General features: G+C 67.3%; 18 protein-coding genes. 8 read left to right on the forward strand and 10 right to left on the reverse strand.

What is annotated here, in order from left to right:
• Nucleotides 1-142: 142 nt before the first annotated feature.
• Nucleotides 143-292, reverse strand: a complete 150-nt coding sequence (locus ACFWU5_RS02665; RefSeq protein WP_379265927.1) for a hypothetical protein — start codon at nucleotides 290-292, stop codon at nucleotides 143-145.
• Nucleotides 293-433: 141 nt separating this feature from the next.
• Here ACFWU5_RS02665 and ACFWU5_RS02670 point away from each other — a divergent pair, with 141 nt between their 5' ends.
• Both ACFWU5_RS02670 and nadE read left to right on the forward strand, forming a co-directional pair.
• Nucleotides 434-1057, forward strand: coding sequence for a TetR/AcrR family transcriptional regulator (locus ACFWU5_RS02670; RefSeq protein ID WP_379266205.1), 624 nt, complete (start codon nucleotides 434-436; stop codon nucleotides 1055-1057).
• A gap of 5 nt (nucleotides 1058-1062) precedes the next feature.
• Nucleotides 1063-1887, forward strand: a complete 825-nt coding sequence (nadE, locus tag ACFWU5_RS02675; RefSeq protein WP_379240447.1) for an ammonia-dependent NAD(+) synthetase — start codon at nucleotides 1063-1065, stop codon at nucleotides 1885-1887.
• Here nadE and ACFWU5_RS02680 read toward each other — a convergent pair.
• The 5 genes from ACFWU5_RS02680 to moaA form a co-directional block, all read right to left on the reverse strand.
• Nucleotides 1884-2156, reverse strand: coding sequence for a hypothetical protein (locus tag ACFWU5_RS02680; RefSeq protein ID WP_379265928.1), 273 nt, complete (start codon nucleotides 2154-2156; stop codon nucleotides 1884-1886). The genes nadE and ACFWU5_RS02680 overlap by 4 nt on opposite strands.
• Nucleotides 2157-2326: 170 nt before the next feature.
• Nucleotides 2327-2812, reverse strand: coding sequence for a DUF6228 family protein (locus ACFWU5_RS02685; RefSeq protein WP_379265929.1), 486 nt, complete (start codon nucleotides 2810-2812; stop codon nucleotides 2327-2329).
• 56 nt (nucleotides 2813-2868) lie between these two features.
• On the reverse strand, nucleotides 2869-3231 hold the full coding sequence (locus tag ACFWU5_RS02690; RefSeq protein WP_379265930.1) for an iron chaperone: 363 nt from the start codon (nucleotides 3229-3231) through the stop codon (nucleotides 2869-2871).
• Between the two features lie 2 nt (nucleotides 3232-3233).
• Nucleotides 3234-3476 (reverse strand): MoaD/ThiS family protein, encoded by a 243-nt coding sequence (locus ACFWU5_RS02695; RefSeq protein ID WP_379240442.1) that lies wholly within the window; start codon nucleotides 3474-3476, stop codon nucleotides 3234-3236.
• On the reverse strand, nucleotides 3469-4527 hold the full coding sequence (gene moaA, locus ACFWU5_RS02700) for a GTP 3',8-cyclase MoaA (RefSeq protein ID WP_379265931.1): 1059 nt from the start codon (nucleotides 4525-4527) through the stop codon (nucleotides 3469-3471). Before moaA ends, ACFWU5_RS02695 begins: the two co-directional genes overlap by 8 nt.
• A gap of 180 nt (nucleotides 4528-4707) precedes the next feature.
• Between moaA and glp the strand changes: the two genes are divergently transcribed.
• The 3 genes from glp to ACFWU5_RS02715 are packed head-to-tail and all read left to right on the forward strand — an operon-like array spanning nucleotide 4708 to nucleotide 7341.
• Nucleotides 4708-5913 (forward strand): gephyrin-like molybdotransferase Glp, encoded by a 1206-nt coding sequence (gene glp, locus ACFWU5_RS02705; protein WP_379265932.1) that lies wholly within the window; start codon nucleotides 4708-4710, stop codon nucleotides 5911-5913.
• Nucleotides 5910-6926 (forward strand): bifunctional molybdenum cofactor biosynthesis protein MoaC/MoaB, encoded by a 1017-nt coding sequence (moaCB, locus tag ACFWU5_RS02710; RefSeq protein ID WP_379240438.1) that lies wholly within the window; start codon nucleotides 5910-5912, stop codon nucleotides 6924-6926. Before glp ends, moaCB begins: the two co-directional genes overlap by 4 nt.
• A complete protein-coding gene (locus ACFWU5_RS02715) occupies nucleotides 6919-7341 on the forward strand; it encodes a molybdenum cofactor biosynthesis protein MoaE (RefSeq protein WP_379240436.1) in 423 nt (140 codons plus the stop codon). Before moaCB ends, ACFWU5_RS02715 begins: the two co-directional genes overlap by 8 nt.
• On the opposite strand, the gene ACFWU5_RS02720 is transcribed toward ACFWU5_RS02715, so the two are convergent.
• Nucleotides 7338-8375 (reverse strand): CobW family GTP-binding protein, encoded by a 1038-nt coding sequence (locus ACFWU5_RS02720; RefSeq protein WP_379265933.1) that lies wholly within the window; start codon nucleotides 8373-8375, stop codon nucleotides 7338-7340. The genes ACFWU5_RS02715 and ACFWU5_RS02720 overlap by 4 nt on opposite strands.
• 108 nt (nucleotides 8376-8483) lie before the next feature.
• Entirely contained in the window at nucleotides 8484-9872 is a 1389-nt protein-coding gene (locus tag ACFWU5_RS02725) for an N-acetylmuramoyl-L-alanine amidase (protein WP_379265934.1), read from the reverse strand.
• Between the two features lie 409 nt (nucleotides 9873-10281).
• On the opposite strand from ACFWU5_RS02725, the gene ACFWU5_RS02730 reads away from it, so the two are divergent.
• Entirely contained in the window at nucleotides 10282-10605 is a 324-nt protein-coding gene (locus ACFWU5_RS02730) for a hypothetical protein (protein ID WP_379265935.1), read from the forward strand.
• Here ACFWU5_RS02730 and ACFWU5_RS02735 read toward each other — a convergent pair.
• Nucleotides 10596-11429, reverse strand: a complete 834-nt coding sequence (locus ACFWU5_RS02735; protein WP_379265936.1) for a helix-turn-helix transcriptional regulator — start codon at nucleotides 11427-11429, stop codon at nucleotides 10596-10598. The two genes, ACFWU5_RS02730 and ACFWU5_RS02735, sit on opposite strands and share 10 nt — an antisense overlap.
• A 135-nt stretch (nucleotides 11430-11564) precedes the next feature.
• Here ACFWU5_RS02735 and ACFWU5_RS02740 point away from each other — a divergent pair, with 135 nt between their 5' ends.
• Complete coding sequence (locus tag ACFWU5_RS02740) at nucleotides 11565-12452, forward strand: NmrA/HSCARG family protein (RefSeq protein WP_379265937.1); 888 nt, start codon at nucleotides 11565-11567, stop codon at nucleotides 12450-12452.
• 136 nt (nucleotides 12453-12588) lie between these two features.
• On the forward strand, nucleotides 12589-13557 hold the full coding sequence (locus ACFWU5_RS02745) for a cation diffusion facilitator family transporter (RefSeq protein WP_379240430.1): 969 nt from the start codon (nucleotides 12589-12591) through the stop codon (nucleotides 13555-13557).
• Between the two features lie 494 nt (nucleotides 13558-14051).
• Here ACFWU5_RS02745 and ACFWU5_RS02750 read toward each other — a convergent pair whose 3' ends face one another.
• Nucleotides 14052-17417 (reverse strand): WD40 repeat domain-containing protein, encoded by a 3366-nt coding sequence (locus ACFWU5_RS02750; RefSeq protein ID WP_379265938.1) that lies wholly within the window; start codon nucleotides 17415-17417, stop codon nucleotides 14052-14054.
• Between the last annotated feature and the right edge of the window lie 83 nt (nucleotides 17418-17500).

Below are 17500 nucleotides of genomic sequence, written 5' to 3' on the forward strand. Positions count from 1 at the left end.
CCCAGGTCCCCCCCCGGGCCTTCTTATAAATTTGTTTTATAATTAATATTAAACTTCGCCGTGTTAACTAACACACCACTCCCCCCCCTGGGGGGGGGCCCCCCCCCGGCTTGCCCCCCCCCCCCCCGGCCGAACGCCCAGCTTACGCCGAGATCAGCGTGTCGTTGGCGGCGGCGACCAGCTCGTGCACGGTCGCGCCGAGTTGGGTCAGCGCCTGCGCGTCCCGCGCCGGATGGGTCTGCCCGAAGCGTTCGCCGATGGTGGCGAGTGTGAGGATGCGGGTCTCGCTCATGGCGACTCCTGGTGTACTCAGTGGGATGTTCCAAGTTTCATCCGATACTAACCGGACCTCGGTCCGGTTTCTTCCCGCGGAGGACGTGTGAGCGGCGTGAGCCCCAGCACAGCCAGGTCCGACGAGCCGACCCTGCTCGGCATCGGGTCACCACCGCCCGGCATCGGGTCACCCCTGCCCGGTAGCGCCGAACCGGTCGAACGCGCCGACGCCGCCCGCAACCGCGCCCTGTTGCTGGACGCGGCCCAGCAGTTGGTGCGCGAGCACGGCGTGGACAGCCTCACCATGGACGCGCTGGCCAAGCGTGCGGGCGTCGGCAAGGGGACGGTGTTCCGGCGATTCGGCAACCGCACCGGGCTGATGCTGGCCCTGCTCGATCACTCCGAGCAGAAGTTCCAGGCGGCGTTCATGTTCGGACCCGCCCCGCTGGGGCCGGGGGCGAGTCCGGTCGACCGGCTGATCGCGTTCGGACGCACCAGGCTGCTCGACATCGAGGTCGAAGGGGATCTGCACCGTGCCGCGGAGGCCGATGGGCGGTTCGGTGCCGGACCGTATGCCCTGCACAAGGCGCACGTCGCGCTGCTGCTGAACGCGGCCCGGGTAGACGGTGAGATACCCATAATCGCCGACTCGCTGCTGTCCACCTTGTCGGCGGCGTTGGTGATCCACCAGGTCGACGTCCTCGGCTACTCGCGCGAACAGATCGGCGACAACTGGGAATGGCTCGTTCGCCGGGTGGTTTCGCCTGTGTCGCAAGTACAGTGAGCGGTATGGGGACACTGCGTGAACAGATCATTGCCGAATTGGGTGTGCGGCCCGAGATCGAACCCAAGCAGGAGGTGCGACAGCGCGTCGACTTCCTGAAGGACTACCTGGCCACCACCCCGGCCAAGGGGTTCGCCCTCGGGATCAGCGGCGGGCAGGACAGCGCGCTGGCCGGGCGGCTGTGTCAGCTGGCCGTCGAGGAATTACGTGCCGACGGTGTCGACGCGAAGTTCCTCGCGGTGCGGTTGCCCTACGGCGTGCAGGCCGACGAGCACGACGCACAGGTCGCCCTGAACTTCATCGACCCCGATCGCACGGTCGTGGTGAACATTCGCGCCAGCGCGGACGCGGTCGGTCTCGAGGTCGCCGGTGCGCTGGACCAGGAGCGGTTGCGTGACTTCGTGCGCGGCAACATCAAGGCACGCGAGCGGATGGTCGCCCAGTACGCCCTCGCAGGTCAGGAAGGCCTGCTCGTGGTCGGCACCGATCACGCGGCCGAAGCGGTCACCGGCTTCTTCACCAAGTTCGGCGACGGCGGCGTCGACCTGACCCCCCTCACCGGCCTCACCAAGCGCCAAGGTGCCGCCCTACTCCAAGAGCTGGGCGCCCCCGCGAGCATCTGGTCGAAGGTCCCCACCGCCGACCTCGAAGACGACCGCCCCGCCCTACCCGACGAGGAAGCCCTCGGCCTGCGCTACGCCGACCTCGACGACTACCTCGAAGGCAAAGACGTCACCCCCGAGGTGGCAGCCCGCGTGGAATCGATCTTCACCAACACCCGCCACAAGCGCACCGTCCCGGTAACCCCCCTCGACACCTGGTGGCGCTAAGCCGAGATCGCCTCGGTCAGTCCGACGACGAACCCGACCAGACCAGCGAGCAACGTCAGCGCGGTCAAGCAACCGCCGACGAGGTTGCCGCGCTGCGTGCGCACCCGCTTGGCCTCGGCGTCCAGACCGACTTCCTTCGCCGAGGGCAAGAAGAACAACACGAGCGCCCCCAAGCACCCCGCGGCAAGAATCCACGCAAACGGGTTGAACCCGCGCTGATAGGCCAGCAGGCCCATCACCACCATGACCACGACCATCCCCAGCGACACGGCAAACACACTTTCTCGAAACGCACGCCGAGCCCCGGCACGTCGGCGAGCGTAGCGAGGTCCACGACATCGCGCGAGTCGGCTGACCAGACCTCCACTCACCAGAACGGCTGGCGTGCAACGGGTCTCGATGGAATGCCGCTACCTCAGGTGCAGTGGTCGAACAGCTTTCAACGCGACTGTCCAGGGCTCAAATCCTCAGGAGGGTCGCCGAGAACCCGGTTGAGGTCCGCCGCGAGTCGCGACATCTGTTCGCCCGCTTCCACCACCACCGTCGTGGATGCCGTCCAGTTGCCGTCCGCATGCCGCCACGGCCTGACAGTCCACGTCAGACCCACATAGCCCCGAGAACCGAAGACTGCCTCGACCCGGAGGTCGTGGTTCATACCCTCCCAGACAAGGGCACCTTCCCAGCCGGCGAAGTTGTCGGCCAGGTCATCGAAGAATGAGACCAGATTGCCCTCGCCCATGACGGACAGAGTCACGTTGTGCACAGCCGCCGACAGCCCAGGAGCCCCGATCTGGACACAGGCACAGATTCCGCCCTCGCCCCAGGGGTCGGCTCGTTTCCGTAGCCGAACCCATGTTCCGTCCAAGGCAGCGCCCAACAGGACCTCCATGTCCTGGTCTGCCTCGTGGAAACAGTCGTAGTTCATCCCACTGCCCTCTGATTGTGGCGGTCTCGATCGAGGAGACGCCGACTATCGGCCGATCAACAAATGTCTGCGCTGTTGCCGGAAGCCGTGGCGCGCAACAGGTCTCGGACGAGGTCGTAGTCCGGGTCTTTGCGGAAGCGGAGGCAGCCTTTGCCCATGTCATGGGCGGCGAGGCGGGTGGTGAAGGCTTCGCGGATATTGGGGTTGAGTAGGTAGAGGGAGATGTAGTGCTTTTGGCTGGCGAAGGCTACTTCGGGGGTGCCGTTGCGTTCGTAGGCCGGCATTCCGTGGGACATGGCCTCGGTGAAGCCGGGGAGTTCTGTGCGGCACAGGTCGCGCAGCCTGGTCAGGGGCTCGCGGCGGTTTTCCGGGAGTTCGGCCAGGTAGGTCGCGACGTCGGGGGCTTTGCTCTGGACCACGACTAGCCGCCGGCGAAGGGGGGCAGGACGTCTACTCGGTCTCGGAGCATGGCGGTGGGGTCGCGGGTGAGTTCGTCGCCGATGAGGAAGGCGCAGACTGCTACGAGGCCGTCTACGTCGGAGCCGTAGGTGGCGGCGAGGGTGGTGCGTAGGTCGGCGATGGTGGAACCTGCTGGGAGGTCCAGGGATTCGGTGTTCTTACCGACCGCGTCGGCGATGGCGGCGAAATAGCGGACCTCAACCACCGATGGCTCCCATCGTGCGTTCCGGGGGGACGAAGTCGGCGGCGTCGATGCCGTGACCGGCCCATTTCTGCCACATCGCGCCGCGCCACAGTTGCGCGACCTCGTCGTCGTCGGCGCCGGAACGCAGTGCGGTGCGCACGTCGAATTCCTGGTCGCTGAACAGGCACGAGCGCAGCATTCCGTCGGCGGTCAGGCGGGTGCGGTCGCAGGTGTCGCAGAATTTGCGGGTGACCGAGGCGATGATGCCGACGGTCGCGGGGCCGCCGTCGACCAGCCATTTCTCGGCCGGGGCGGACGGGTCAACGCGGGCGGTGGGCGTGAGGGTGAAGCGTTCGCCGAGCACGTCGAGCAGGTCGGCGGCGGTGACCATGTGGTCGCGGGCCCACTCGTGGTCGGCGTCGAGGGGCATTTCCTCGATGAAGCGCAGTTCGGCCTGTTCGGCCAGGCACCAGGCGAGCAGGTCGGCCGCGCCTTCGAGGTTCTGGCGCATCAGCACGGCGTTGACCTTCACCGGCGCCATGCCCGCGTCGCGCGCGGCTCGGATGCCGTTGAGCACCGATTCCAGGCGGTCGCGGCGGGTCAGACGGGTGAAATCTTCCCGGTCGACGGTGTCGAGGGAAACATTGACCCTGGTCAGGCCGGCGGCGGCGAGCTTGTGGATGCGGTGTTCGAGACCGACGCCGTTGGTGGTCATGGCCAGCGGCGTTTCGGGTACCGCTTCGTGACAGCCCGCGATGATCTGTTCCAGTTCGCGGCGCATGAGCGGTTCGCCGCCGGTGAACCGCACTTCCTTCACACCCAACTCGCGCACTGCCAGGGACACCAGGCGCACGATCTCGTCGGCGGTGAGCAGTTCGTCGCGCGGGATCGGCGGCAGGCCCTCTTCGGGCATGCAGTACGTGCAGCGCAGCGAGCATTTCTCGGTGATCGACACGCGCAGGTCACGGGCGGTCCGGCCGAAGCGGTCGACGAGGTACGGCGTGTCGGGTCTGCCGTCCAGGGACGGCCGCTCCGAGCGCACAGCGGGAATCCCCATCTGGACCAGCGTCATCTGTCCAGTATGACCCGTGAGGTCGGATGAATTCCGGGAGCCGGGCCGATTGGTCATGAACTCGTCAGCTCACCGCGCGCGACCCGCCACCGTGAGCGACGCGAACCGCGCCGGGAGTACCAGCGCACGTGCGCCAAAGTCCGAGGAATGCGGGCCGTTCGCGCCTACTAGGCTGACTGTATGACTCCCCGGCCCACTACCGCGTCGGCACGCAGCGTCGACGAGTACCGCGACACCGTCGCCGCGCTACTGGCCCACCTGTCCGCCCGGCCCGACGAGCAGGTGCCGGTTCCCGACGCGCTCGGCAGAACCCTGTCCGCCGATGTGGTGTCGCCGATCGACCTGCCGGTGTTCCGGAACTCCGCGATGGACGGGTACGCGGTGCGCGCCGCGGATGTGGCCGTCACGCCGGTGACGTTGCCGGTCGCCGGCGTGGTCGCGGCGGGCAAGCCGGGCACCGACGCGTTGCCGACCGGTGCGGCGTTGAAGGTGATGACCGGTGCGCCGATGCCGCCCGGTGCCGATTGTGTGGTGCCGGTCGAGGACGTGCGGGCCGCGGACGGTCAGATCGTGGTCGAACGTGGCCGTGGGCGTGGCGAATTCGTGCGCGAGGCCGGGACCGATGTGCGAACCGGTGAGCTGGTGGCGCGGGCGGGCACGGTGCTCGCGCCCCGGCACATCGCGGCGTTGGCGGCTGTCGGGCTGCCGACGGTGCCGGTGCTGACTCGATTACGTGCGGTGTGCATCACCACCGGTGACGAACTCCAGCCCGCGGGCAGTGTTTTGCGGCCGGGCCAGATCTACAACTCGAACGGCATCGCACTGGCTGCCGCGTTGCGCGCGGACGGTGTGGAGGTGGTCGAGGTCGCGCACAGCACCGACGACCCGGCGCTGTTCACGTCGGTGCTGCACGCCGCCACCGCTGTCGCCGACCTGGTTTTCACCTCCGGCGGGGTGTCGAAGGGCGATTTCGAGGTCGTGAAGGATGTGCTCGGCCCGTTGGGCGGGACATTCGGGTCCGTCGCGGTGCAGCCGGGCGGGCCGCAGGGATACACCGTGGTCGACGGGGTGCCCGTGCTCAGCTTTCCGGGTAATCCGGTGAGCACGATGGTGTCGTACGCCGTGTTCGCGCGACCCGCGGTGCGCGCGCTGGGCGGTCTGCCGGAGGTGGTGAGCCGCGAGGTGACACTGCTGACGCCGGTGCGCTCCCCCGCAGGTCGTCGCCAGTATCTGCGCGGCCTGCTGACCGAGGACGGAGTCGAGGTGATCTCGGGTCCCGGCTCGCATCTCATCGCCGGAATGGCCTGGGCCGACGTGCTGGTCGACGTGCCTGCCGAGGTCACCTCGCTGGCCGCCGGTGTGCCTGTGCGAATCTTGTCGTTATGAGCGAGTTGTCCCACGTCGACCGTGAGGGTCGCGCGCGCATGGTCGATGTCAGCGCGAAAGCCGAGACCACCCGGATCGCCGTCGCCGCAGGCGAATTGCACACCACGGCCGAAGTTGTCGCGCTGGTGCGCGCCGAGGGGATGCCCAAGGCGGACGTGCTGTCCACGGCACGGTTGGCCGGAATCGCCGGTGCGAAGAAGACTTCCGAGTTGATTCCGCTGTGTCATCAGCTGGCGTTGTCGTCGGTGAAGGTGGAGTTCGGATTCACCGAAACGTCGATCACGGTCGAGGCGACGGCGAAGACCAAGGGGCCCACCGGGGTCGAGATGGAAGCTCTCACGGCGGTCGCGGTTGCCGGGTTGACGTTGCACGACATGGTGAAGGCGGTGGATCCCGGTGCGGTGATGAACGGGATTCGGCTGATCACCAAAGAGGGTGGGAAGCACGGGCATTGGGTGCGGCCGGAAGCTCGGGCCGCTGATGTCGCCGCGGGCTCAGATGAAATTCCTGCGCCGAATTCGACTGAGGCGCAGTCTGTTTCACGCACAGCCGTCGTAGTCGTCGCGTCGACCGGCACCGCGGCGGGAACTCGCACCGACACGACCGGTCCCGTCCTCGCCGAATGGCTTACCGCCCAAGGCTTCTCGGTGCGCGGCCCGCTCGTCTACGCTGACGCCGGAATCGCCGCCGGGCTGGCCGATGCCCTGAGCGAGCAGCCCGCTCTCGTTGTCACCACCGGCGGCACCGGCGCCTCCCCCACCGATGCCACCCCCGAGGCCACCCTCGCCGTGCTCGACCGTGAACTGCCCGGTGTCGCCGAAGCCATCCGGCAGCGCGGCACCGCGAAGTTCCCGCTGGCCGCCCTGAGCCGTGGCGTCGCCGGGCTGGCCGGTCGCACGGTCGTGGTGAATCTGCCCGGTTCACCCGGTGGGGTGAAGGACGGAATCGCCGTGCTGGAACCACTGTTGGATCATCTGCTCGCACAAGTAGCCGGAGGCGGCAACCATGAGTGACGTTCGCCTGGCAACGATCAGCGACCAGGACCTCGACCCGCAGGCGGTCGAAAACGCTGTAGACGGACCGGAATTCGGCGCGGTCGTGGTGTTCACCGGCAAGGTGCGCAACCACGACGGCGGGCAGGCAGTGGCCTCGCTGGAGTACTCCGCCCACCCGCAAGCCCAGCGTTTCCTCCACGCGATCTGCGCGGAAGTCGCTGAAAAGAGCGGACTTCCGGTCGCGGCCACGCACCGCGTCGGCTCGCTCACCATCGGCGGACTGGCGATCGTGGTGGCAGTCGCCGCACCGCACCGGGCCGAGGCATTCACCGTGTGCGCCGAACTCGTGGACCGAATCAAGCACGAAGTGCCGATCTGGAAGCGTCAACTGTTCGCAGACGGCCTCTCCGAGTGGGTCAACGCCTGCGGTTAGACCTCGCTCGGTGTGTAACGCCACACGCCCAGCAGCGCTTGCTCGTCCATCTGGGTCTCGCCCTCGAAGATGGTGTCGTGCAGGCGTTTCAGTGCGGCGTCGGCATCGAGACCCGCCCCGATGAGCACCAGGTTCGAGACGCGTTGTTCGCCGCGCGACCAGGTGCTCGAGGTGAAGACTATGTGTCGGCCGACCAGGTGGAGTTCGAACTTGCGGCGTTCGCCCGCTACGGCGAATTCGACACATCCCTTGGCGCGGAACAGACCTGGGGGTGGGTCTTCCAGGAAGCTCACCAGCGCACGGGGATTCAGTGGACGGTCGCTGGTGAACGACAGTGAGACGTAGTCGTCGTGGAGATGGTGGTGGTCGGGGTCGTCGTGATCGTGGTCGTCCAGGAGGCTGTCGAAGCTCAACTGCTGGGCCACTTTTGGTTGTTCCGGAGCTCGGTCGTCGAACAGTAGGCCTGGATCGATGCGGCCGTGGGTGGTCGCGTAGACCGGCACCTGGCCGACCCATTCGGTGATCTGTTCGCGCAACGCGGCGAGTGCCTCGGGCTCGACGCGGTCGGCCTTGTTCACCAGCACCAGATCCGCCATGCCCAGATGCGTCACCAGCTCTGGGTGCTGGGCGCTGGTGGTGGTGAACTGTTCGGCGTCGACCACCTCGACCAGGCCGCCGTAGGCGATGCGGGGGTTCGGGTTGGCGATCACCATGCGGATGAGGTTGCGCGGTTCGGCCAGGCCGCTTGCTTCGACCACGATCACGTCCACCGCACTGCGGGGTTGGGCCAGTTGGCCGAACAGGTCGTCGAGTTCGGACACGTCCACCGCGCAGCACACGCAGCCGTTGCCCAGCGACACCATCGCGTCGACCTGCCCGGCCACCAGCATCGCGTCGATGTTCACCGCGCCGAAGTCGTTGACGACCACCCCGATCCGGGTGCCGCGATTGTTGCGCAACAGGTAGTTGAGCAGGGTCGTCTTCCCCGAGCCGAGAAACCCCGCCACGATCACCACAGGAATCACCCGGACCATGCTGCCACCTTCGCGCACGACCGAAGTCGACCAGGCCACCGACCCGCACGCCGAACGCACACTGCCCACTCCCGAATCAGGAGTGGGCAGTGTGGTCGGACAGCACCGTCAGCTAGGGCCGAAAACCATCCCTACCAGCGTGTACACCAGGTTGATCAGCTGACCGGGAATGGTCGATTCGTCCATGCCCAACGCCTCAGCGAGTGGCATCAGCAACGCCATCACGGCAGTGACCGGGGCGCCGAGAGTGCTCAGATCGAGCCCGGGATCCTCGGAAGGCGACTGGGTTTTCGGAGTGGTTCCGCGCTTCTTCGGAGTGGGCGCGGACGGTTCGGACGGGGTCTGCGGGGCCGCCGCACGGGGCGGATCGCCGGGGGCGGCGGTGCGCACGGGGGCGACCGGAACCGGATCGGCGATCGGGGCACGCGCGGGGATCTGCGCGGGCACCACGGGCGCGTTGGGCGGGGTCGCTTCCTCGGACGGCGAGTTCCCGTTCGGCGGAGGCGGGGTCTGCTCGTCGATCGGTGGCGTCGTAGAACCTTCCGTGGGCACGGACGGATCCTCGGCAGGCGGCGCACTGGGCTCCTCGGCGGCGCCGTTCTGATTCCCACCCGGAGCCTGCGTCGATTCCCCCGCGGGCGCCCGCTTCGGCGCCTGCGTGGTCGTCGCCACCGGCACCCGAGCAGGCGCACCGGCCAACGCCGGAATCGGCTTGTTCAGCAGGAACCCGACAACACCGGTCGCGATGGCCACCGCGTGCTCGAGCTGCCCTTCGCGCGATTCCAGCCGGGACGCGTCATCGACATTGGCACCGTTGCCCATCTCCACGAACACCATCGGCACCTGCGTCAGCGCCGGACCGGCGACATCCGCGCGGGTCTGCAGACCTGCCTTGACACCCGCGTAGTTGGCGGGCGAGAAACCCGCGGCGAGATACGCGTCGCGCACGGCACTGGACGCGAGTCGACCACCACCGGACTGCGCCTTGTCGGCGATCGCGTCAGGGATCGGCAGTTCCGGCACGATCATGTGAAATCCGTGCTGGTCGGGGCCCGCGCTGTCGGCGTGAATGCTCACCGCCACGTCGGCACCGGACTGGTTGGCGGCGCGGGCGCGATCGTCGACGCAACCACCCCACCCGGTGTCGTCGGCGCGGCTGAGCACCACCTGCGCACCCAGTGCCTGCAGCGAGGCCTTCACCAGCTGGCTGACATCCCAGTTGATGGTGTGCTCGGGGATGCCGTTGAGCGAGGTCATCCCGGTGGTCTGGCAGTCCTTGGTGCCGCCGCGACCGTTGTCGACCTGGCGGCTGAGGTCTTCGGTGTGCGCGGTCCCCTGGTGACCGGGGTCGAGGAAGATCGTTTTGCCTGCGAGCTGCGTGCCGGCCGCCGGCTCCGGCGCGGCGTTGGCGGTCATGGGGACCAACCCCGACAGCGACACCACCACCGCGGCGGACACGGTCGAGCAGATTCCGGCCTTGATGATGTTTGGTTGCATGTTCGGTCGGCGCTCCGGGGACGGAGCACCCCTCCCTTCCCATTGGTAACACCTGGTAACACCAAACCCAGTAGTTCACTCTTGCAACGTTGATAACCACAGGGCAAGCACAGTTACCGAAATGTAACTGGATGGAAGTATCCGAAACCGCTGATCGGATGACCGAATGGGCGATCAGGGCCCGGATCAGGCAACTTCTGGCAAATCTCGAAGTAACCGCGGCGAGTCATCCACCCGGCCGGATAACGACAGCCTTAAGCGTCTGTTCAGGATCCTGCTGGGCCCGTACCGGACAGTAGGTACAGCGAGGCCCGGCGGGCCTGCTCCAGGAGGGGGGAGCAGGGACGCCGGGCCCCGTCCATTTCTCGGGCCCGCCCATTTTTCCGGCGAAACCGGGCACGATCAGTGCGTGGACATCCATGCATATCCGACCGACGCGCAGACCCCGGTCGACCGAGCCGAGGCCATCCGCGTCGCGGCGCGACATCTGCCTGCCGAATTGCCGGGACACGACCGGGAGATTGTCGAATTCGACAGTGGTTTCACTGTTTTCGAGGTTGCGCCGTTGCACGCGCCGGCGGATCGACCGGTGCCGATCGGCGGTTCGGTGTATGTGATCGATAAGGCGACCGGCGCGGTGTCGTTCTGGCCGACCTACCCCAGTGGCGTGGTCGCCGAGAAGTACGCCGCGGACCGGGTGATCGTGGCGGAAAATTGGCCTGATCAGGAGTGATCGAGTAGCGCGCGCACTCGACGCAGGTCGTTGTCGGTAGCCGGGCGTTGCACGATCAGCAGCAGGTCGGGGTCCTCGACCAGGCGCAGTTGGAACAGCTCGAGGTCGATCTCACCGACCGCTGGGTGCGTGAGATGCACTGTGGTCGGCCGGAATTCGGCGATTTCGTAGTCGGCCCACCAGCTGCGGAACTCGGCACTGTGCACCGACAGCGCGGCGACCAGGCCTGCCAGGCGGGCATCGTCGGGTCGACTGCCGACGATGCCGCGCAGTTGTCCCAGAATGGCGCGGGCGGCGCGTTCCCAGTCGCGCATCGCCGCACGGTTGGTGGTGTCGGTCAGCATCCACCACAGCAGGTTTCGTTGTCCGGGCGGCAGTTGCGCCGGGTCGGTGCGCACGAACGCGTAGGCGCGATTCCATACGACGAAGTCCAACCGCGCGTCGTGGATTACTGCCGGCGAGGGCGACAGCGCGTCGACCAGTCGTTGCAGCCGGTCGGTGCCGCTCGCGGGCATGGCCACGGGTTTGGGTTCGGCGAGGTCGGCCAGTCTGCGCAGGTGCCGGTGTTGGGGTTCGTCGAGGCGCAAAGCCCTTGCGAGAGCGTTGATTACCTGTGAACTCGTGCTGATCTTGCGACCCTGTTCGAGCCAGGTGTACCAGGTCAGGCTCACGCCGGCCAATTCGGCAACCTCCTCGCGGCGCAGGCCGGGGGTGCGGCGGCGGCCGGGTTCGAGGTCGCCGGGCAGGCCGACGTCGGCGGGGCGAAGCCTGGCGCGGTGCGCGCGCAGGAAGGCGGCCAGTTCCGCGCGGCGATTCTCGCTCATGATGCTCCGTTCGTCTGTCACGAACAGCAATGTTCTGGGTAGCAGTATCGGTGCCAGGACCAGCGCGGCGCATCGCTTTACCGTCGTATTTACGAGGTGATCACGAAAGGTCATCCACGACAAGGGAGTACGACGATGAGTAACAACAACGGACCCGTTCTGGTCATCGGCGCGACAGGTCAGCAGGGGCGGGCGACAACCCGAGCATTGCTCGAAAAGGGCCAGCAGGTAAGGGCTTTCGTGCGCGACCCGGAGTCCACAGCCGCGAAAGCGCTGCAGGCGCAGGGCGCAGAGCTGGTGGTCGGCGATCTCGACGACGAGGCCGGTGTCAAGGACGCCATGGACGGCAGCCGCAGCGTGTTCCTGATGCTGACCATGATGGAGGGCGTCAATATCACCGAGGCCGGCATCGCCGCCGAACAGCGCCGCGGCGAAACGGTGATCGACCTGGCCCGCGACAGCGGCATCGAGCACCTGGTCTACAGCTCTTTGCGTGGGGCAGGCCAGAACTCGGGCGTGGAGTACTACGCGGCCAAGGAACATCTCGAGGCCTATCTCACCGCGCAGCGGGTCCCCGCCACCATCCTGCGGCCGGTGTTCTTCATGGACAATTTCGCGTCGTTCAACCGCCCGGTGCTCGATGACTCGGGCACGCTGGTGCTGAATTTGGCTGTGCGCGAGGATATTCCGCTGTCGCTGATCTCGGTGCGCGATATCGGCGCGTTCGCCGCGCTGGCCCTGACGCACCCCGAGGAGTACCTGGGCCGCACCGTGTCCATCGCCGGCGACCGACTCACCCCGCCGCAGATCGCGCGGACATTCGGTCTCGCGGCCGGGCGGCCCGCGCGCAGTTTCCAGGTGCCGATCGAGGCGGTGCGCGCCTTCGACGCGCAGGTCGCCAAGATGTTCACCTTCTTCAACGAGCGCCCCGACGAGGCACTGGACCTCACCGCCCTGCGCGTCCAGCACCCCGGCCTGCAGGATCTGCCGACGTGGCTGGCCACCTCCGGCTGGCGCCCCTGACGCCTTCGCTCCCTATGCTGGAGCACGACACTGCCACCACCGGTGACCAGCGCCGATCACGACCGACCAAGAACGAATTGCATACATAGCGATGTATGCATACGATTGCGGTAATCGTACGGAGAGGGGCACGCACATGGGTGCAGGGCACGGGCACGACCACGGGGTTTCGGCCGACAGCGATCGGCGCTGGCTGGCCGGGGCGCTGGCGGTGATCGTCACGTTCTTGATCGGTGAGGTGATCGTCGGCATCATCGCCGATTCGCTGGCATTGCTGTCCGATGCCGCGCACATGACCACCGATGCCGCTTCGATCGCGCTGGCGCTGTGGGCGATCCGGCTCGCGGCGCGGCCCGCCGCCGGGCGGATGACGTTCGGCTGGAAACGCGCGGAGATCCTGTCCGCGCAGGCCAACGGCCTGACGTTGCTGCTGCTGGCGCTGTGGCTGGGATACGAGGCGATTCGCAGACTGTTCGAGCCGCCGGAGGTGCACGGGTGGCTGGTGCTGATCACCGCGCTGGTCGGCGTCGTGGTGAACGTGCTCGCCACCTGGATGATCAGCCGCGCGGATCGCACCAGCCTCAACGTCGAGGGCGCGTACCAGCACATCCTCAACGACCTGTTCGCGTTCATCGCCACCGCCGTCGCGGGTCTGATCATCATCCTGACCGGCTGGGTGCAGGCCGACGTCGTGGCCACGCTGATCGTGGTCGCGTTGATGATCAAGGCGGGCATCGGGCTGATCAAAGCCTCGAGCCGGATCTTCCTCGAGGCCGCCCCCGAGCACCTTGACCCCGCGCAGATCGGCCGCGATATGGCCGCGCGCGACGGCGTCACCGAGGTGCACGACCTGCACATCTGGGAGATCACGTCGGGCTCCCCCGCGCTGTCGGCGCACGTGCTGGTCGAACCCTCCTACGACTGCCACGCGGTCCGGGAGGACATCGCGCACATGCTCGACCACGACCACCACATCGAGCACGTCACCCTGCAGGTCGACCACGCCAGCCCGAAACTGCTCGACATCGGCAAGCGCGACTCACACCCCTGCGGGGACGGCCACAGCCCGAAACACGTCGCGAAGCACGAGCCGCACACCCACTGACGACGGAAGGCCCCACACCATCAGGTGCGGGGCCCTCGCATCGGTCACGCACTGACGCGGACCAGGTCGTTTCATCGACCTATGGGGCTGGATCAGCCGCCGAAGGAGCCGGTCCACAGAGTGTCGACCAGGCCGTGCAGTGCGGCGCCGAGGGTGTCGAAGAGGCCGTTCAGAGCGGCACTACCGGTGTCGATGATAACGGGGATCATAGTAAGTCCTCTGTTTCTCGCTTCAGGTCCAGCCGGGGCTGGCTTACGAAGGGCATATCGACGCCCAATCGCGGCGAGTTACTGTTTTCGCAGTTTAGTGACGCTGATAACAGTTCGGACACAATGCTATCCCCACCTGGGGTTCTCACGCGATACCCAATTCCACTTAAATAAAACTGAGAACTTCGTTGAATTCTGATTAACACATCTGATAAGGCCCCGTTTCCATTGCCCTAGGAAATAGGGGCACCGCTACAGACTGTCACACACAATGGCGAAATCTCGCTAGCAGGTATTCACATAGGGGTGGCCGGGCAGGGCCTTCGCCCATTCCTCACGGGTGATCGGGGTGGTGCCGCTGGCGCAGATCCGGTCGGCCTCGGCGGCGGCATCGGTGCGCCACCGGCGCAGGGTGCCGTCGGCGGCGGATTCGGTGAGCAGGGTGCCGCCCGCGGCGAAGGCCAGCATGATCGGCTGACGGTGGCGATGGCCGCGCCCGATGGTGGCGTACACGGTGGGGTGGGTGGGGTCGGTGTAGTCCCACAGCGCGATGGTGCCGCTGACGATGTCGTCGATGGCCAGGCGCGTGCCCGTGGGGTCGAACGCGACCGAACCCGCCGAACCGTTGCCTCCGGCGGGAACCGCGAGTTGCCGAAGATCGGGCGTGCCGATCTCGTAGACGAAGGCGCCGGTCAGCGTGCCGACGGCGAGCGTGTTGCGCGAACTCAGCGCCAGCGACATGGTTTGACCGGGGGTGTGCAGGCCCGACAGTTGCGCGATCGGTGCCGCCGACGGCGCGGTGGAGAACACGCTCACGTTGCCGGTGCGGTGGCTGCCGACAGCGAGCAGGCCGCCGTCGGGGCTGTAGGCCAGGGAGGTCGGGTAGCCGCGCCCGAAGCGGATACTCGTGCGCATCGTGGGTGTTGTCGCGACATCCCAGATTTCGACGGTTTCGGTCATGCTGCGGCCGATGGCGAGGGCGCCGTCGGGGCTGAAGGTGACGGCACGGATGTCGACGCCGCTGGCACTGATCGCGTTGCCGAGCGGCCGTGGATTCGCCGTGAGGTCCCATACCTGGATGATGGTTTCGGTTCTGGTGACGGCGCGGGTTCCGTCCGGGGAGATCGCGACGACGTCGAGCAGGCCGGCGGGGTCGCCGTCCAACTGGGTCCGATCCGGGGCCCACGGCGCCCTGGCCAGCATCCGCAGCTGCGGGAACAGAGTGTGGGGCAGCGCGGGCTGGTCGAGCGGGAGACGGAACAGGGTCAGCGAACTGGTCGACACAACCGGTCCCGGAAGTTCGAACACGTGCACCGAGTGGTCGAAACTTGTTGTCACCAATGACTTTCCGCCGCGCAGGAACCGTGCCCTGGCGACCATGTCGATCGGGAAGGTGACCAGTTCCTCGCCGGTGTTCAGGTCGCGGATGCGTGCCTTGGTGTCGCCGCCGACGATCGCGGCGGATCGACCGTCGGTGGTCAGCGATACGTCGATGTGTTCGTTGGCGCCGCGCGTGACGGCAGGCAGCGGGTCGAAGGTGGTGGGGCCTACTTTCCAGCGCGCGACTTCGCCTGGATTGAGCCCGACCGCCAATACCGTGCCGTCGCTGGTGAATTCGACCGATCTGGCCTCCGCGCCGCCGGGCCGTTCGACGCGACGGTCGAATACCGGGCGCTGATCACGGTGCAGCGTCGCGGTGTTCCAGGCGCGCACCGTCGTGGTCCAGGTGCCGCCGAACAGCGACGGCACCGCCGCGACCAGGGTGCGATCGCTGAGTGCGACCTCCGCGCGCTGTCCCGATATCGACAGCGACGGCAACGCGACCGGGTGGGCGGGGTCGTCGCCGAGGCGCCAAGTGGAAATCGTCGCGCTCTGGGTGCCGATGGCGACGAACTCGAGATCGGGACTCAGCGCGACCGAGGTGGGCAACCGGCCGCCCAACGACAGCGGCGCCACCTGATGTGGTGCACCGGGGTCGGCGATGTTCCACAGCGCCGACCCGAAATCGCCTGCCACGGCCAGTAATTCGCTGTTCGCGCTGATCGCGATCCCTCTGATGTGACCGCTGCCGGTGGCGAACCGCGGCCACCGGTGCACACCCGTATCGGTGGATCGCACCAGTTCCACGCTGCCGTCAGCTTCGCCGATCGCGATCATCTCGCCCTGCGCGGTGGTGGCGATGCGGGGTGCGTCGGGGTCGAAAACCACGCCGCGGCCATGGACTACGCCAGGGCTGATTCGGATCGGTGCGTTGGTCGCGGTGTTCTCCAACAGTGCCGATCGCGCCTCTTCGGTCGGGGCGGTGCGATAGGCGGCCAGGGCGATCTGTTGCGACAGTGCGGGATTGAGACTGCCGCCGCCGCGGGCGACACCGGCGAACAGTCGCGAGTTCGATTCCGCTCGCGCAGCGGCATTTTCGATGCGGAGTTGGACGAGGTTGGTTACCGAGACCACCGCGAGCAGCACGGCGAGCCCGGCCGCGACGGAGACCATCCACAGCGCGAGGTTGGCCCGGGTTCGAGTTCTGGCGATCGCCTCGGCCACCGTGCGGGCGGCGGAGATTCGGTCGGCGTAGTTCTGTGGGGCCTCGTCGGCGGCTTCCTGATATGCCTCCGACGCGACCACTACGCGCAACGAGGACCGCTGTGCCGCAGTCAGTTTGCCCGAGTAGCCGCCGACAGCCGTCAGGTTGGCACCGGAAAGTCCCGCTGTCACAGCACATTCGGGGTCGAGGCGCCGTGGTCGAAGCTTGCGCAGCACGGGGTGTCGCGGCGCCAGGTCGTCGAGGGCGACCGCGATCGCCGCACCCATGGACGCGCCGCTGATGTCGTTGGCCGGTGTGCTGCCGTGCGTGGTGACCGACCACAGCACGCACGCGTCGGTGCCCGCCAATCTGCTGATCCGCCAGGCTCTTTCGATGCTGTCGGTGAACTCACGATCGGCTTGTAGGAAGCCCATGCGGGCCGGGTCAGGATGCAGGCCGCTGGGTCCACCGCGGACCTGGTCCAGGCGCAGTACGCCCACTTCCCCACTACCGCCGAAGCTGGCGAACAGCACGCTGATGCGGCTGCTGCGCACCACCGGGAGGCGGCGTCCGGCCAGTTCCAGCGCGGCCATGATGGCGTAACCACGGGCCGCGTGACCGCCTTGACCGAGCAGGTGGCGCACGATATCGCCCAGCGGGGCGTTTTCGCTGGTGATCGCGATGCCGGCGGGCAGCAGTTGGGTGCCCACTGACGTCAGGCCGGCGCGTTCGGCGTGGTCGAGGAAGACCTCGCACGCCTGCGCGGTGGGGACCGACCCGGTCAGCGCCTGCGCCAGCACAGCCATCGCGCGCGCGGCGGACAGGTCCGCGGTGATCCGGCGGCCCTGGGCGTCGGGGTCTTCGGCTTCTTCCTCGAGCGGATCGTCGTCCGCCGTGAGGTTCTTCCAGCGAGCTAGCGACTGCCGGGCCAGGACCCCGGTCTCTCGCCGGTGTTCGAGCAGGCGGTGCGTGGCATCGGGCCCGGTGGCGACGGCGGCTCGACACAGCGCCAGCCACCGTTGCGACGCACCGGTCAACTCGATCAGCACGGCGTCATCGGTCAGCACGGCGCCACCAGTCAGCACGGCGTCCTCCGCGGGCACCGCGTTGCCAGTCGATTCGCCCATCACATCTTCCCCGATCACCACCGGGCATCACCCGACCCTTCCGGGCATGCCCCGATAGGGTTGAATTCCAACACATCACCGAT

This window comes from Nocardia sp. NPDC058640, from assembly GCF_042716995.1.
GTDB lineage: Bacteria > Actinomycetota > Actinomycetes > Mycobacteriales > Mycobacteriaceae > Nocardia.